Genomic DNA, 16088 nt, shown 5'->3' with positions numbered 1-16088 from the left:
TAAAGTGTAAATGCCAGCAAACTGCATAGCGTTATTGGATTAATTACAACTTGTGTGCCAACCGTTTTATTATTGGTCAGATAATCCAGGCTCCTAAGGGTTTTACATTACAGTGTTGGAATTTTGTGGTACAAATACGCTGTTGCATGTGCAACGTTTAAATAACTCCGAGCTTTTTTACCTAAATCATAGATATGGTGATCTAGCCGTGAATTTAGCTAACGCTAATTCGCCAGGGTTGTAAGAGAAATCAAGCAGCCTCCCGTAAGTATTCAAAATTTAGAATGCTTCATTTTGGAAAGGTGTTACTCAATATGTTAGAAGATAAATTTGGACGCCGATTCCATTACTTGCGGCTGTCTGTCACTGATGTATGCAATTTTCGTTGTGATTATTGCCTGCCAGAAGGCTATGCCTGTGACTCAGAGCGTAACTTTTTAACCCTGCCCGAAATCACCACCTTAGTGAATGGCTTTGCTGCACTTGGTACCAGCAAAGTGAGGATCACTGGTGGGGAGCCTTCATTACGCAAAGACTTACCCGATATTATTAAAGCTTGCGCTCAAGCAAAAGGGGTGAGCCAGGTTGCCATGACTACTAATGGATACAAGTTGGATAGCGATATTCAAACTTGGGTAGAGGCAGGGCTTACATCATTAAATATCAGCATAGACAGTTTAGATCCTAGAATGTTTAAGGCCATTACTGGCCACGACAAACTCAAAGCTATTTTATCCGGAATACATAAAGCCTTGGCTTTAGGTGTAAAAGTAAAGGTTAATGCAGTGCTCATGAAGCAATATAATGCCCATGATCTGCAACATTTTTTAGATTGGATAAAAACCACGCCCATCACCTTTAGGTTAATTGAGCTGATGCAGACTGGCGATAACCTTAATTTTTTTGAAAAGAATCATGTATCTGGCATGCCCATTAAACAGCAGCTATTAAAAGAAGGCTGGGGCCAACAAGTACAGGATAAAACAGCTGGACCAGCGCAAGAATTTTTCCACCCTGATTATCAAGGGAAAATTGGCTTAATAATGCCTTACTCAAAAGATTTTTGTGCCACTTGCAATAGGTTAAGAATTTCTTCTACTGGCAAATTACATTTATGTTTATTTGCAGAGCAAGGACTAGACATAAGACGATTTTTACAAACGCCTAACAGTGATTTATTGCAACAGCGTTTAATTGAGCTATTAGCCGATAAAGAAGCCACTCATTGGCTACAAGACGGTTACACTGGTGGTACAACTCATTTGGCCATGTTAGGCGGGTAAAACTTGGCAACCCTTACTTGGATAAATTTTCGGACTTTGCGGGTTGCCCATCAACCTAATTTGAAGTGTGACTTATGTTAGTAGGAATAGTACTTGCTGGTGGACTATCTCAACGTATGGGAACCGATAAAACTCAATTGCTAGTACCTAAAAGCAATGTGAGCCTAGTTGAACACATGCAACTAAAGCTAAAAAAACTAGCCACAGATTATATTTTTGTAAGTGGCACAAAACACCCTAATGCGGTGCCAGATATAGTTCCTCAGTGCGGCCCTCTGTCGGGAATACATAGTGTTATTAGGCACATTCAATTACACAGTATTCAACCAACAGGATTGTTAGTGCTACCAGTAGATATGCCAAATTTAAGCCTAGACAACTTAGCTAAACTTGTGACTAAGGGAAAAGCAGCAGCTGTACCTTGTTATTATGCCAGTGGTTTTTTTCCGCTGTATTTACCTTTTAATGATTCATTAATCACTTATTTAGCCCAACTTTTTGAGGTTAAACACCTTAGCCAAACCGCAGATAAAAAGCCTGCCATGTATTCAATTTATACCATGCTAAAGCAGTTATCTGCCAAGGCCTTAGACTGCCAAGATAGTCTAGAGTTTATTAACATTAATACCCCGCAACAGTGGCAAAGTTATCAACAAAACTTTAGTAAAACAGGACAATAAATGCAGCAAACATTGCAATCAAATGCGTTAAATATAGCCGTATTAACAGTGTCAGATACGCGCACTGAAGAAAACGATACATCTGGCCAATATCTAGCTCAAGCGGCCACCGAAGCCGGCCATCAAGTGCTTGAAAAACACATAGTTATAGACGACAAATATCAAATTCGAGCGCTGGTATCTAAATGGATCGCCTCAGAAAATATTCAAGTTGTTTTAGTAACTGGTGGCACGGGCTTTACCCAAAGAGATACCACTCCAGAGGCCATCACACCATTATTTGATAAAAACATAGATGGATTTGGCGAACTCTTTAGGCATATTTCATTTATTGAAATAGGCACCTCTACTGTACAGTCGCGAGCCTTTGCTGGTATGGCTAATGGTACAGCTATTTTTGCCGTACCTGGCTCTACAGGAGCCTGTAAAACCGCGTGGAGCAAAATATTAAAACAACAATTGGATGTAAGCCATAAACCCTGCAACTTTGTTATGCATCTTAAGCCAAACCAGCCATTATGTGGTTCTAGAGGGTAATAAAAATGCACGAAAAACACGCTAAATTAACTCATGTTGATGGACAGGGAAAAGCCAATATGGTGGATGTGACCCATAAAGCCATAACCCAAAGACAAGCGGTAGCCGAGGGTTATATTAGCATGTCTGAACAAGCGTTTTTAATGGTTAAGGAAAACCGCCATGCTAAAGGTGATGTATTGTCTATTGCGCATATTGCCGGTATTCAAGGCGCAAAAAAGTGCAGTGAACTGATCCCGCTATGCCACCCTTTAATGCTTAGTAAAGTGCAATTAGATTTTGAATTTTTAGCAAAAACTAACCGCATTCGTATTCAGGCGCTTTGCAAACTAGCTGGACAAACTGGGGTAGAAATGGAGGCTTTAACTGCTGTCAGTGTGGCCGCATTAACCTTATTTGATATGTGTAAAGCGGTTGATCCGCATATGCAAATTGGAGAAATTAGAGTGTTAAGCAAACAAGGTGGTAAAAGTGGAGATTGGACATGTTAAAGATTTTGTTTTTTGGGCAAATTAAAGCGTCTCTGAATACCAGCCAATTAACCGAAACAAAAGACTTTAAAACCGTGGCCGAATTGCGCCAACATCTACAAAATAAAAGCTCAGATTGGTCTGAAAATCTAGCTGAAGGCAAAGCTTTGGTGGCGGTAAATCAAACTATGGGCAATAACCAAACTCGTTTATCGAATAATGATGAAGTGGCATTTTTCCCTCCAGTAACTGGTGGTTAATGGCATGGCGCATTTCACTAAGATTAAAGTTCAAAATGCCGATTTTGATATGGCAATGGAATATCAAGAGTTACGCCTAAGTAGCGACAGTGATGGGGCTATAGTGACTTTTGTTGGTTTAGTTAGAGATACTAACCTTGAACACAAAGTGACTGGACTATTTTTGGAACACTATCCTGGGATGACTGAAAAGTCTTTGCAAACTATAGTAGATCAGGCTCGTGAAAAATGGCCAGTTGGCAGCGTCTCAATTTTGCACAGAGTAGGGAACTTAGGTGTGTCAGAACAAATTGTGTTTGTGGGGGTAACCAGTAAGCACAGGTTGGCAGCTTATCAAGCCAATGAATTTATTATGGATTATTTAAAGACGCACGCCCCCTTTTGGAAAAAAGAACACAACACAACGGGCAGCCTTTGGCTTGAAGCTAAAACGAGCGATCAAGAAAAAGCCCAAAACTGGTAGTTAGCCTTGGTTTAAATTATTCAAATCGTATTTATTTAATGTTTGTTAAACCATACACTCAAAACCAGTTTATCCAAACGAGCACACAATTCATTTAGCAATTGTGCTCTAATTTTATAGGTTTTAAGCGCTATATGTGAGCCGCTTGAGCATATTGTAGCCGGAGAATGTATGTCTAATTATATTGATGGATTTGTATTTCCTATTGCCCAAAAGCATTTAGATGAATACTGGCGTCTTGCTAAAGCTGTAGCAGAAGTTTGGAAGGAGCATGGAGCAATAGACTATTTTGAGTATGTAAGTGACGATATGCAGCTTGATGGCACACGCTCTTTTATCGACGCGGTAGTGCCCAAACCAGATGAAGTCATTATATTTGGTTGGGTAGTGTTTGAATCTCGTGAAGCACGTGATCTTGCTAATAAGAAAGTCGCAAGTGATATACGAATGAGCACTTTAATTGACACATTCAAAGTAGAATTTAACGCTGAACGAATGCTTTATGGGGGATTTCGTCACCCTAGTTTTTTAAAAAGATAGGTTAACCAGATTTATAAATTGCGGCGTTTATACCTATTCATTAATTTCATGGGTGCGAGTTACAATTTAAACACTTTTGTTTGCGTCTATGAAAGCTATTCTCTCTAGGGAGCCTGTAATTGAGTATCAAAATAAGAAAAGAACAGGCAGTAGACAAACAAAGTATTTTTGAAGTAATTACTGCCGCGTTTGTTGCTGCTCCTTATAGTAATCATTCCGAGCAGTTCATTGTAAATGAGCTTAGAGCATCTGGTGCTTTGTCGATTTCTCTGGTTGCCGAAGTTAAAGGCAAAATTGTCGGCCATGTGGCGCTTTCAGCTGTATGTATTTCAGATGGAACTCGGCATTGGTTTGGGTTAGGGCCCATCTCAGTCCACCCAGATAAGCAAAATGAAGGTATTGGCTCAATGCTTATGCGAGCTGCCATTGCTGAGTTACAGCATATAGGTGCAAATGGTTGCGTTTTACTTGGCGAGCCGAGTTTCTATCGTAGGTTTGGCTTTGAATCTAAGCCAGGCTTAATACTGGCAGATGTACCACCAGAGTACTTTCAAGCCTTATTGTTAAAAGGTGAATTACCTCAAGGCAGGGTGACTTATCATCAAGCGTTTTCTACTAAGGGCTAATCTAAACTTGCCCAGTATACTACTTGATAGGAAAGCTCACTTTGCCACGCTTAACCCATATTGAAATGCCTTGGTAAAGATTGCCCAAACTGGTTTTTAAGCTGTATTAGATGCCAGTCATCTTTAATTTGTTTCAGCCAGAAGCTAATGTGCTTTATGTAGCTATTCTTGTCAGCTCCTCAGCTTAATAATTCTTTTAGCTGCTACTTATCTTTATCTTCATCTTTTTCAATATCTGTTACTGTGACACTACCCGTATTAAGAAGACGGTTATTATTTAATGCTTGTAGTTTCAACGCTTGATCTTTAGTGAAGCGGCCAAATGTTTGAGCTCTAGATAGCATCATTTCGGCTATTGGACCTTGGGTAAATACACCAGAGCCTTGTAGAAAATCAGGTAAGCTATTATCGCTGCTGCTACCAGCATCCATCAATGCGGCGTTATTTACAGCTGCGCTACTTCCTTCTCTACGCATGGTGCCGTAGACATCGGCAATTTCCCAATTGCTAATGTTAGTGCGGATTTTCTTAGCGTTTTCTAACTTATAACGCATTGAATCCATTAGAAAAAGCTCAAGGTGTTCACGTAAATCTTGATTAAAGTTGGGAAAAAACGCTTTATTACGACTATAAAAACTAGATGTACGAAAAACGCCTTTGTTGCCAGCGTAAGTGCCGCGATTAGAGTTAATAAACTCATAGGCATTATCTTTAAGGTTGTTGTAGACATTCTCACCGGTATAGGCCCGGTTCCTTAAGCTTGGGCTACCAATATAACCCTGATATAGCCCGTATATAATTAGCGGGTCGCGCTCGTATTTAGGTAACAATATTTTATACTGAATATCATTTAAGCTAAGTTTTACGCCTTCCACTTCTAACAATTTTTCTTCAACTAAGTCTTCCATAAAATCTTCAAGATACTTTTCTGGATAAATCTTTAGCAGCTCGTCTAATACTGTCACGTTGTATAGATTTAGCCAGTATGCGAGTTGTTCTGTTTTAGAAAAGTGTTTTAATGAAGCAGTTGTGGGCAGAGTTTCTAAACTTTTTCTGATGTTAGTTAATAAGGCTTTTTGTTCGTCTGTTTTAAAGCTTTCAAAAAAGAAACGATTGCTTTCTAATGCAGTCAGCCGTTTTACATTGGTTTTAATCCGCGAGCCAATAGTCGCTGTTGATTTTCTAGCTTTGGCCCGTTTTGACATCCCAGTATTTAAAACTGATGCTTTATATATTTGGTCAAGATCATCATAACTAATAGTATAGGTTGAGTCTCTAGAATAGGCTGCAAAAGGCTCTAACACTTTTAGTTCATCTGCATTTAAAGAATTGATTGTCAGGAAAAATAATACACAGTTTAGGAAGACTAATTGAATTACCGATTCTAGTTTCATATCCAATCCCTTTTTTGTATGAATTTTATACTAATTTAATTGGCACTTTGCTGCAATCCTTTAGCATTTTTCTTAATTTAATTAGCTCTATAAACTAAAGCCTAATTGTCAGCCATTTCAAAAGGCTTCAATTACACTGATATTATTAAATCATCAAGGGAAGCAGAAGCAGTGTTAAGTCCTACAGGCATAAAAAACGCCGCTAAAATTGCGGCGTTTAATTAATTTTTTAAAGATTGAAATGATTAATCTTCGTCGCAACCTTCTTTACATTCACCATATAGGTACAAACTATGGTGAGTCAGTGTCATATTGTGTCTTTGTGCCACTTCTTCTTGACGTTTTTCAATCACAGGATCTTCAAACTCAATCACTTTGCCGCACTTTAAACATACTAAGTGGTCGTGATGTTCTTTATGACTGATTTCAAATACTGATTTACCGCCTTCAAAGTGATGACGGTTTAAAATGCCCGCATCGTCAAATTGGTTTAATACCCGGTAAACCGTAGCTAAGCCAATGTCTTCGTCATGGTCGATAAGAATTTTGTACACGTCTTCAGCACTGATATGCTGGTTTTCAGGTAGTTGGAGTATTTCTAAGATTTTTAAGCGAGGCAGGGTGATTTTTAATCCTGCTTTTTTGAGTTCTTTATTTTGATCCATTATCTTGCTTACAAAAAAATGTTGAAGCCATTATAGGGCACCAAATTGTTTTTAAAAGTGTTTTAGGTCATAAAGCATTTAAAAAAGGAGCCTAAGCTCCTTTTTTATTTTTAGCCAAGTTCGGCTAAACAAAGTTCTTCATGGATCTGTTTGCACCATGCTTTTACACGTTCTTCAGTTAGTTCGGGCTGACGATCTTCATCTATGCCTAAGCCAACAAAATGACTGTCATCAGCCATGCCTTTAGAGGCTTCAAAGTCGTATCCTTCAATCGGCCACTGGCCTACTAAAATCGCGCCTTTGGCTTCTACAATGTCGCGTACCATGCCCATGGCATCGAGAAAATACTCAGCGTAATCTTCTTGATCGCCACAGCCAAAGATGGCCACTAATTTATCTTCAAAATCAATTTGCTCAAGTTCAGGGAAAAAGTCATCCCAGTCACATTGCGCTTCACCATAATACCAAGTTGGAATACCAAAAAGTAATAGATCAAATTCAGCGATGTCTTCTTTGCTGCTTTTGGCTATGTCATGCACTTCAATTAGGTTTTTACCTAATTCTTTTTGGATCATCTTTGCAATATGCTCGGTATTGCCTGTGTCGCTGCCGAAAAATAGCCCCACACTCGCCATTGTTAGTTATTCCTCAGTTAAAAATCTATTTGTTTAGTTTGAACTAGGTGTGAGTGATTCACTCAACCACCTATAAATAATTGCATTACGCCTTTAAATATAAAGCCGGCGGCACCTAAAAAAAGTACAAAGTACACTACTACTTTGCCTATTAATGGCACCTTATTTTTTTTTAATACATCGTGTACCACATAAGCCATCAGCGCGAATAGCCCTATAATTGCAAGGTTTAATCCAATCGCTTCAATCTGTTCGTAGTGCTCATTAAGCATAGAGGTGTATCTGCCTTTTAAAAAACTGGCGCATACTAGCACAGAGTCAGTGTGATGAAAATTGCCGCTTACTGATTTAAAAAAGCTTGAATGACTTTAGCCACTATTTCTGGTTTTTCTGCATGCAACCAATGCCCAGTGTTATGCACCACTTTAGATTGACTATTAGGAAATAGCTTAAGAACCGCAGGTTTATGCTCGGCAAGTAAATAATCGGAAAGTTGGCCTTTAAGAAATAGTACAGGGCCAGGGTAAGGGGCTTGTTCTGCAATTTCAGCAGAAAGTTTTGCATAATCTCTATCAAGCATAGGCAAATTAAATCGCCATAACCATTGTTGGTTATTTTGATACAAGCTTTTTAATAAAAATTGCCTAGTAGACTGCTCTAACACGTATTTAGCCAAAGTTTGATCCGCTTCTTTACGGCTAGTTAAATTAGCTAAATCTACTGCTTTAAGACCGGCGAATACTTCTGCATGTCTAGGAGGGTAAGCAACAGGGGCGATATCAAGCACGACTAGCCTATTAACTTTATCTGGTGCAGTTAAAGCCAGTTGCATGGCCACTTTGCCACCTAAAGAATGGCCAATTATAGTAGGCTGGCTAATCTTTAATTGATTGAGTAAGGCCAATATGGCTTGGGCATTAGTTTCGAAACTAAAACTGTCGGTATGAGCCGATAATCCGTGATCTAATAGATCCACAGCTAACACTTGGTGAGTCGCGCTAAAAAATCTACGTAAGCCAGTTAAGTTGGCTAGATCGCCAAACAAACCATGTATTAGTACTATCCAAGGTTTAGTTGGATCCTCTGAATAAATTTGATGATGCATTTGTGCCATGAAGTTTAATCTTGTTGATTCGCTTTTAACAAAACCAAAAAAGGGGCATCAGTTTAACCTTTTGCCCCTCAAACAGTTACATGTTGGGGTAATTAGGACCACCAGCGCCTTCTGGCACTACCCAAACAATATTTTGACTAGGATCTTTAATATCGCAGGTTTTACAATGAACACAGTTTTGTGCGTTGATTTGTAATTGTTTTTCACCTTGCTCAGATTCTACAATTTCATACACACCAGCTGGACAATAACGCTGTGCGGGTTCGTCGTACTTGGCCAAGTTTAAGCTAATGGGAACACTTGCATCTTTTAACTTAAGATGACAAGGCTGCTCTTCTTCATGATTGGTATTAGATAAAAATACCGAGGTTAACTTATCAAAACTTAACACCCCGTCTGGTTTAGGGTATTCAATTTTTACGCACTCAGAAGCAGGCTTAAGTTGTACGTGATCTGGCGTATCATCTTTAAACGTAAAAGGTAATTTACCATTGAACCAATTTTGATCTAGGGTGTTGTATGCGCCGCCCATAAAAGTGCCAAATTTATGTAGGGCAGGGCCAAAGTTACGTGAGCTAAACAATTCATCATACAACCAAGAGTTTTTAAACTTGTCTGTATAAGCGCTTGGCTCATGGCCTGTTTTAGCATTTTCATCTATTAAGGCGTCTATTAAAGTTTCTGCGGCTAACAACCCAGACTTCATAGCAGTATGGTTACCTTTAATTTTGGCAAAATTGAGAGTGCCCGCATCACAACCTACTAATAAACCACCTGGAAAGGTCATTTTAGGTAAAGAGTTAAAACCACCTTTAGCTATGGCTCTGGCGCCGTAGGATACACGTTTGCCGCCTTCTAAATATTGTTTAAAAACTGGATGATGTTTTAATCGTTGAAATTCATCAAATGGACTTAAATGTGGGTTGCTGTAGTTAAGATCTAAAATTAACCCCACTAATACTTGGTTATTTTCAGCATGATATAAGTACGAACCACCAGTGGCATCTGTTAGTGGCCAGCCAGCTGTATGTACCACTAAGCCTTCTTGATGCTTAGCTGGGTCAATGTCCCAAATTTCTTTAAAGCCAATGCCGTAATGTTGTGGTGATTGATCTTTATCTAAGGCAAATTTTTCAATCAGTTGTTTCCCTAAGTGACCACGGCATCCTTCTGCAAATACCGTATATTTAGCTCTAAGTTCCATGCCTGGCATAAAGCTATCTTTGGGTTGTCCCTCTTGATCTAGTCCCATATCACCAGTGATAACGCCGCCCACGCTACCATCTTCATTATATAAAACCTCAGATGCAGCAAAACCAGGAAAAATCTCAACTCCTAATTGTTCGGCTTGTTCGGCCAACCAGCGACAAATGTTACCCATGCTAACAATGTAATTGCCTTGGTTATGCATAGTTTTTGGCGTCATAAAGCCAGGTAACTTAGTGCTTTTGTTTTCGTTATTAAGCCAATAAATATCATCAGCCGTAACTGGCGTATTTAAAGGTGCACCTTTTTCTTTCCAGTCAGGGAAAAGCTCGTCTAAGGCCCGAGTTTCAAATACCGCTCCAGATAAAATATGGGCGCCAACCTCAGAACCTTTCTCAACTACACAGACCATCAATTCTTGATCTTTTTCTTGGGCAAGTTGCATCAACCGACACGCAGTTGACAGGCCAGCAGGGCCAGCACCGATAATAACTACGTCAAACTCCATCGATTCTCGTTCCACTTGTTTGTCCTCTTTTTTATATTTAACTATTCATCAAAAAAATAATATTGATGGTTATTTATAAGCACTTTTTAGTGTGATTAACCCAAACTTTTGTTTTAGTTTTGTTTAGGCTAGCTTTACATTTATGATATCAGACTCCTACAAAATTACTCTTTAGACCACAGCTGTTGCTTTTGATAATTGTTATTTTTCAATGGTTTAGCTGGTTTTGTTTAAAGTCAAAATATTGTTTATTTTGGCAATTAGATATCTAATTAGCTATATATGATACGCGTAAATTCTGTTGTCCAACATACAAAAGGTTAAATTACACTGTAAGTTGACGTTAACGTAAACACAAAGTAAATTGTCGCCAAGCAAATTTGAGTCAGTATTTAGAACTCAAATATCACTCTTGATACCCTTAAGCAGAGGTGAAAATGAAAATACTCGTGCCGGTAAAACGCGCCATTGATTACAACGTTAAGGTTAGGGTTAAGCCCGATAACAGCGCTGTAGATTTAACAAACGCTAAAATGTCTATTAACCCATTCTGTGAAATTGCCGTTGAAGAAGCCGTACGTTTAAAAGAAAAAGGCGTAGCAACAGAAATTGTTGTGGTATCTATTGGTGATAAAAGTTGTCAGGAACAAATTAGAACCTCACTAGCATTAGGTGCGGATCGTGGTATTCAGGTTGACACAGATCAACAACTAGACTCATTACAAATTGCTAAATTACTGCAAAAAGTTGTAGAGCAAGAATCACCCGACTTAGTGATTTTAGGTAAACAGTCTATTGACTCAGACAACAACCAAACAGGGCAGATGTTAGCCGCGTTAACAGGCATGCCTCAAGGTACTTTTGCTTCTGAAGTTTTAGTTGAAGAAAATAAGGTTAAAGTAACCCGCGAAATCGACGGTGGATTGCAAACTGTAGAACTAAACCTTCCGGCAGTTGTGACCACAGATTTGCGCTTAAATGAACCGCGTTATGCGTCATTACCAAATATTATGAAAGCTAAACGTAAACCATTAGAAGTAAAAGCAGCTGCAGACTTTGGTGTAGAGCTTAGCTCAAATGTAAAGGTTTTACGTGTTGATCCACCAGCGCAACGTCAAGGTGGCATTAAAGTAGCCGATGTGGCTGAGTTAGTAGATAAGTTAAGAAATGAAGCGAAGGTGATCTAATGGCTATTTTAGTATACGCAGAACACGACAACGAACAGCTTAAAACTGAAACCCACAAACTGATCCACGCTGCATCTCAAATTGGCGATGATATTCATGTGTTAGTGGCTGGCTCTAACTGCCAAGATGTAGCTAATGCAGCGGCTAATATTGCTGGAGTTGGTAAAGTTTTACTGGCCGATAATGAGGCTTATGCCCATCAAATGGCAGAAAATGTTAGTGCCTTAGTGACAGAATTAGGCAGCAACTATAGCCATATTTTGGCGGCTGCCACTACCACAGGCAAAAACTTTATGCCAAGAGTAGCGGCTTTACTCGACGTTGCTCAAATCTCAGACATTATTAAAGTTGAAAGTGCTGATACTTTTGTACGTCCTATCTACGCAGGTAATGCCATAGCTACAGTACAAACCAGTGATAGTATTAAAGTGATTACTGTGCGTGCTTCTGCCTTTGATGCGGCTAGTGAAGGTAACAGTGCTAGTGTTGAAGCTTGTGACTTAGTTAAGACGTTAGATAAGTCTGCCTTTGTATCAGCCCAACTTACTGAGTCTGAAAGACCCGAGTTAACTGCTGCCGACATCATTATTTCTGGTGGTCGTGGTATGCAAAACGGTGAAAACTTTAAATTACTAGATGGCATAGCCGACAAACTGGGCGCTGCTATGGGGGCCTCACGGGCTGCAGTTGATGCTGGTTTTGTTCCTAACGATATGCAAGTTGGGCAAACGGGTAAAATCGTTGCGCCAAATTTATATATTGCAGTAGGAATTTCTGGGGCAATTCAACACTTAGCCGGTATGAAAGACTCTAAAGTAATAGTGGCTATCAATAAAGACGAAGAAGCGCCTATCTTTCAGGTAGCTGATTACGGTTTAGTGGGCGATTTGTTTGATGTATTGCCAGAGTTAGAAGCGGCTTTATAAAAACATTTAAGTTGTCACAAAAAACGCCATAACACTGTTATGGCGTTTTTTTATGTCGGCAACTTATAATTGCAGTAGTGAGTTGTCTTCAAGTGAAACAGGCGAGGGAATATACCCGTCTGCTTGCCAGTCATTTTCCCACTCTTTATCGTCTAGCAAATACCTAAACTGATAGGCTTTATCTTTGCTCAAGTTTACAGTTGTTGTAAAAGAGCCATTTTTAAGTTTTTTCATAGGAGAAGCGGTTTTATCCCAATCATTAAAGTCACCTACCAAGCGCACAGTATTAGCTGCTTGGGCTTCTTCTTTAGACAACTTAAACGTTACTTTACAAATAGGTTTAGATTTTAAATATTGTTTTTTAAACGACATGTTTTTCTCCAGTCAAATAAAGTGATGTGTGTATTTCATTCATCTCTATGCACCAACGGTGTGCAATATTGCAACAATAAGGTGCATAGGGATTTATATTGGTTAAAATTGTATTAACTGGTAAACCACTGAATTACCTTGCTTTATTAAATTTAATGAGCACATTTATACGGCTAAATTACTAGCCATATGCCAAAAACCTCCAAAAAACAGATGCTTTATAATTTATTTAGCAAAAACTGTGCAAATTTTGCGCTTTGTTATCGTTTGAACTTTTTAGCATACTGACTGGGCGATAAGCCTGTGTGTTTTTTAAATAGTCGAGTAAAAGAGCTTAGGTCGTCATAACCCACTTGATTAATGATGCGCTCAAGACTCTCATGGCTTGATTCTAAGTGCTTTTTTGCAGCTTCAATGCGAATATGTTGTAAATATTCTATAGGGCGTATAGCTGTAGCTTGTTTAAATCTACGGTTGAAAGTGCGAGGTGATAAGTTAACTAACTCTGGTAATTGAGTAATACGAATTGCACTAAAGTAATTTTCCTCTAACCATGCTTGAACTTTTAATATATCGGGATCTTGGTGATACTTTTTGCTCACTATATTGGCATAAGCAACTTGCTCACCTCTAGATAAATCTATGACATGTGCCTTAGCTGTAGTAGTGGCAACGTCATGACCACAATATCGCTCAATTAATAATAAGGCTAAATCAAACCAAGCCATACCTCCGCCAGCACAATAAATGGTATCTGAATGAGTGATTAGCTTTTCGGCTGTTAAGTGTACCTTAGGATAGCGGCTCTTAAAATACTCAGCATAACCCCAATGTGTAGTGGCTTCATGGCCGTTTAAGATACCGGCTTCAGCAAGTAAAAATGCACCACTGCAATTGCTGGCAATATCGGCCCCTTGTTGATAAAAGCGCCGAATATGCGATAAAAGCTCGCTGTTATTGGCCAGCACTTTATTTAATTCGCCTCCAATTGTAGGCACTAACAAAAGATCAGTCTGTTGAACTGCTTCTATAGCAATATGACTGTTTAAGGTTAAGTGGTTAATGCAATTGACCGGTCGGCCGCCTACAGAAGCAATTTGTACTTCAAATAGTTGTTTAGGTTGTTGGCCTTGCATGCGTTGCCAGGTAACACCTGCTAAGGCAAACAAATCTAAGGCACCGGTAATGGCACTGGCATAAGCTTGATCAAATCCTAAAATGGTGACTTTTAACATTGGCTATTTTTAGATTGGCAAAAACAGCCATTAATATGTCATATATGACAATTATAGCGAAGTGAAAACTTTGTCAATCTAAGCTTATTAGATCTACAGGTTAATAAAACTGGGTAACAAGCGAGAACAGCAAGATGCAGCAGCAATTAATTAAAGATAAAGAGTTAGCCTTTCAGTTATACGAAGTATTAGACACAGAAAGTTTGTGCCAGCGCCAAAGGTTTAGTGAGCATAACCGCGAAACCTTCGATGCAGTGTTGTCTACAGCGAATAAAATCGCAACAGATAAGTTTGCTAACCATAACGCCAAGGCTGATGCCAACGAGCCTACCTTTGATGGTAAAAAAGTGCATATGATAAAAGAGGTGAAAGAAGCCTTTGATGCTTATGCAGAGTCAGGCTTAATTGCTGGGCGCTTTGATTTTGAAGAAGGCGGCATGCAGCTACCAGAAAGCATTATGACTGCCTGTGCTGGGTATTTTATGGCGGCAAATCCGTCAACTACAGGTTATCCATTTTTAACTGTTGCCGCTGCTAATGTGATCCGTAATTTTGCCTCAGAGCAAGTCAAGCAAGCCTTTTTAGGTAAAATGTTAGCAGGTGAATTTACTGGCACTATGGCGTTAACCGAGCCACACGCAGGCTCATCCTTAGCTGATATTCATACCACTGCCATACCCCATGCAGATGGAAACTACCGACTAAAAGGCAACAAGATATTTATCTCTGGCGGTGATCATGATTTATCTAAAAATATTGTGCATTTAGTCTTAGCAAAAATTCAGGGGGCGCCTGCTGGGGTGAAAGGAATTTCTTTATTTGCAGTACCTAAATTTAGATTAGATGAACAAGGTAATCCTGCTGAATCAAATGACGTTGCCCTAGCTGGTTTGATCCATAAAATGGGCTATCGTGGCACTACCTCTACTGCCTTAAGTTTTGGGGAAAATGATGATTGTCACGCTTATTTAGTTGGGCAAGCACATCAAGGTTTGCGGCATATGTTTTTGATGATGAACGAGGCCCGCTTAGGTGTGGGCTTTGGTGCGGCTATGATAGGTTATAGTGGTTATCAATACTCACTAGAATACGCCAAAGAGCGCACCCAAGGCCGGGTTGCCCCCAATAATAAACCTACCGACAAACCTGCCAGCATTATTCAACATGGTGACGTAAAGCGTATGTTGTTAGCGCAAAAGGCCTACGTTGAAGGCGCCATGAGCCTATGTTTTTATGCAGCCAGATTAGTCGACGATAGTCATACTTTAGAAAATGAAAAAGATCGGCAACAAGCTTCGGAATTGCTCGATTTACTAACACCTATTGTTAAAGCCTGGCCCTCAGAATATGGTCCAAAAGCCAACGACTTGGCCATACAGGTATTAGGGGGCGCAGGTTATACCCGCGAATACCCAGTGGAACAATGCTGGCGTGATAATAGATTAAATCCAATACACGAGGGCACTAATGGCATTCAAGCCTTAGACTTGTTAACTCGTAAGTTATGGCAAGCAGATGGCGCAGGGTTAAAAATACTTCAAGCTCGTATGCAGCAAGATTTTAGCAATATGTCTGGGCAACACAGCCAAAACTTAGTGGCTAAAATATTGCCATATTTGCAACACATGCACGGGTTATTGCCACAATTAGCCAAAGGTTTACGTTCAGATGAGCTACCTATTTTGTTGGCTAATGCCAATTGTTTTATGAACGTTTTTGCCCAAATAGTGATGAGTTGGATGTGGACACGACAAGCTAATCAAGCCGAAATTGCACTTAAAAATACAGAGCTTAGCGAAGCAGACAAAGCCTTCTATTTAGGTAAAGTGCAAGCGGCTAAATACTTTGTAAATTGGGAGCTACCTGCAGTGCAAAAAGACATCACGCTATTACAAGAAATGGATGATAGTTGCAGCAATATGCAAGCAGAATGGTTTTAACTAGAGTTACACAAGTTTAACTAAAACAATTAAAACAGGACATTATT

At 39.4% G+C, this 16088-nt stretch carries 19 protein-coding genes and 1 riboswitch; of the genes, 11 read left to right on the top strand and 8 right to left on the bottom strand.

Annotation, left to right across the window (positions count from 1 at the left end):
• Positions 1 to 153: 153 nt before the first annotated feature.
• Positions 154 to 321, top strand: a riboswitch (molybdenum cofactor riboswitch).
• From moaA to ACVCDT_RS06445, 8 genes are all read left to right on the top strand, one after another.
• Positions 315 to 1283: a GTP 3',8-cyclase MoaA gene (gene moaA, locus ACVCDT_RS06480; protein WP_447131950.1), complete on the top strand. Its 969-nt coding sequence runs from the start codon at positions 315 to 317 to the stop codon at positions 1281 to 1283. Its footprint overlaps the riboswitch before it by 7 nt.
• A gap of 74 nt (positions 1284 to 1357) precedes the next feature.
• The gene (locus ACVCDT_RS06475; protein ID WP_447131949.1) at positions 1358 to 1963 is read left to right on the top strand and encodes a molybdenum cofactor guanylyltransferase; all 606 of its coding nucleotides are present in this window, start codon (positions 1358 to 1360) and stop codon (positions 1961 to 1963) included.
• On the top strand, positions 1964 to 2500 hold the full coding sequence (gene moaB / locus ACVCDT_RS06470) for a molybdenum cofactor biosynthesis protein B (protein WP_447131948.1): 537 nt from the start codon (positions 1964 to 1966) through the stop codon (positions 2498 to 2500).
• Positions 2501 to 2505: 5 nt separating this feature from the next.
• Positions 2506 to 2991 (top strand): cyclic pyranopterin monophosphate synthase MoaC, encoded by a 486-nt coding sequence (gene moaC, locus ACVCDT_RS06465; RefSeq protein WP_447131947.1) that lies wholly within the window; start codon positions 2506 to 2508, stop codon positions 2989 to 2991.
• Entirely contained in the window at positions 2985 to 3230 is a 246-nt protein-coding gene (locus tag ACVCDT_RS06460) for a MoaD/ThiS family protein (protein WP_447131946.1), read from the top strand. The genes moaC and ACVCDT_RS06460 overlap by 7 nt, the downstream gene beginning before the upstream one ends.
• A 4-nt stretch (positions 3231 to 3234) precedes the next feature.
• Positions 3235 to 3693 (top strand): molybdopterin synthase catalytic subunit MoaE, encoded by a 459-nt coding sequence (gene moaE / locus ACVCDT_RS06455; RefSeq protein WP_447131945.1) that lies wholly within the window; start codon positions 3235 to 3237, stop codon positions 3691 to 3693.
• A 171-nt stretch (positions 3694 to 3864) separates the two neighbouring features.
• The gene (locus tag ACVCDT_RS06450) at positions 3865 to 4233 is read left to right on the top strand and encodes a DUF1428 domain-containing protein (RefSeq protein ID WP_447131944.1); all 369 of its coding nucleotides are present in this window, start codon (positions 3865 to 3867) and stop codon (positions 4231 to 4233) included.
• A gap of 119 nt (positions 4234 to 4352) precedes the next feature.
• The gene (locus tag ACVCDT_RS06445) at positions 4353 to 4859 is read left to right on the top strand and encodes a GNAT family N-acetyltransferase (RefSeq protein ID WP_447131943.1); all 507 of its coding nucleotides are present in this window, start codon (positions 4353 to 4355) and stop codon (positions 4857 to 4859) included.
• Positions 4860 to 5062: 203 nt separating this feature from the next.
• Here ACVCDT_RS06445 and ACVCDT_RS06440 read toward each other — a convergent pair whose 3' ends face one another.
• The 6 genes from ACVCDT_RS06440 to ACVCDT_RS06415 all read right to left on the bottom strand — a co-directional run bounded on the left by ACVCDT_RS06440 (position 5063) and on the right by ACVCDT_RS06415 (position 10381).
• Positions 5063 to 6253, bottom strand: a complete 1191-nt coding sequence (locus ACVCDT_RS06440) for a DUF547 domain-containing protein (protein WP_447131942.1) — start codon at positions 6251 to 6253, stop codon at positions 5063 to 5065.
• Between the two features lie 245 nt (positions 6254 to 6498).
• A complete protein-coding gene (fur, locus tag ACVCDT_RS06435; protein WP_447131941.1) occupies positions 6499 to 6918 on the bottom strand; it encodes a ferric iron uptake transcriptional regulator in 420 nt (139 codons plus the stop codon).
• A 110-nt stretch (positions 6919 to 7028) separates the two neighbouring features.
• Positions 7029 to 7553, bottom strand: coding sequence for a flavodoxin FldA (gene fldA, locus ACVCDT_RS06430; RefSeq protein WP_447131940.1), 525 nt, complete (start codon positions 7551 to 7553; stop codon positions 7029 to 7031).
• A 62-nt stretch (positions 7554 to 7615) separates the two neighbouring features.
• A complete protein-coding gene (locus tag ACVCDT_RS06425; RefSeq protein WP_447131939.1) occupies positions 7616 to 7825 on the bottom strand; it encodes a DUF2788 domain-containing protein in 210 nt (69 codons plus the stop codon).
• Positions 7826 to 7893: 68 nt separating this feature from the next.
• Positions 7894 to 8667 (bottom strand): alpha/beta fold hydrolase, encoded by a 774-nt coding sequence (locus tag ACVCDT_RS06420; RefSeq protein WP_447131938.1) that lies wholly within the window; start codon positions 8665 to 8667, stop codon positions 7894 to 7896.
• A gap of 76 nt (positions 8668 to 8743) precedes the next feature.
• Positions 8744 to 10381, bottom strand: coding sequence for an electron transfer flavoprotein-ubiquinone oxidoreductase (locus ACVCDT_RS06415; RefSeq protein ID WP_447132020.1), 1638 nt, complete (start codon positions 10379 to 10381; stop codon positions 8744 to 8746).
• Positions 10382 to 10818: 437 nt separating this feature from the next.
• Here ACVCDT_RS06415 and ACVCDT_RS06410 point away from each other — a divergent pair, with 437 nt between their 5' ends.
• Positions 10819 to 11568: an electron transfer flavoprotein subunit beta/FixA family protein gene (locus ACVCDT_RS06410; protein WP_447131937.1), complete on the top strand. Its 750-nt coding sequence runs from the start codon at positions 10819 to 10821 to the stop codon at positions 11566 to 11568.
• Positions 11568 to 12494 carry an electron transfer flavoprotein subunit alpha/FixB family protein gene (locus tag ACVCDT_RS06405; protein WP_447131936.1) on the top strand — a complete coding sequence of 309 codons (927 nt, stop codon included), beginning with the start codon at positions 11568 to 11570 and terminating at the stop codon, positions 12492 to 12494. Before ACVCDT_RS06410 ends, ACVCDT_RS06405 begins: the two co-directional genes overlap by 1 nt.
• 63 nt (positions 12495 to 12557) lie before the next feature.
• Here the strand turns inward: ACVCDT_RS06405 and ACVCDT_RS06400 are convergent, their stop codons facing one another.
• Both ACVCDT_RS06400 and ACVCDT_RS06395 read right to left on the bottom strand, forming a co-directional pair.
• A complete protein-coding gene (locus ACVCDT_RS06400) occupies positions 12558 to 12866 on the bottom strand; it encodes an isoamylase early set domain-containing protein (protein WP_447131935.1) in 309 nt (102 codons plus the stop codon).
• Positions 12867 to 13126: 260 nt separating this feature from the next.
• A complete protein-coding gene (locus ACVCDT_RS06395; protein ID WP_447131934.1) occupies positions 13127 to 14101 on the bottom strand; it encodes a GlxA family transcriptional regulator in 975 nt (324 codons plus the stop codon).
• 134 nt (positions 14102 to 14235) lie between these two features.
• Between ACVCDT_RS06395 and ACVCDT_RS06390 the strand changes: the two genes are divergently transcribed.
• Positions 14236 to 16041 (top strand): acyl-CoA dehydrogenase, encoded by a 1806-nt coding sequence (locus ACVCDT_RS06390; protein ID WP_447131933.1) that lies wholly within the window; start codon positions 14236 to 14238, stop codon positions 16039 to 16041.
• Positions 16042 to 16088: the final 47 nt, after the last annotated feature.

This window comes from Paraglaciecola aestuariivivens, assembly GCF_052983255.1.
Note: the sequence above shows the minus strand (reverse complement) of the source record. Positions and strands in the feature narration are given on the sequence as shown.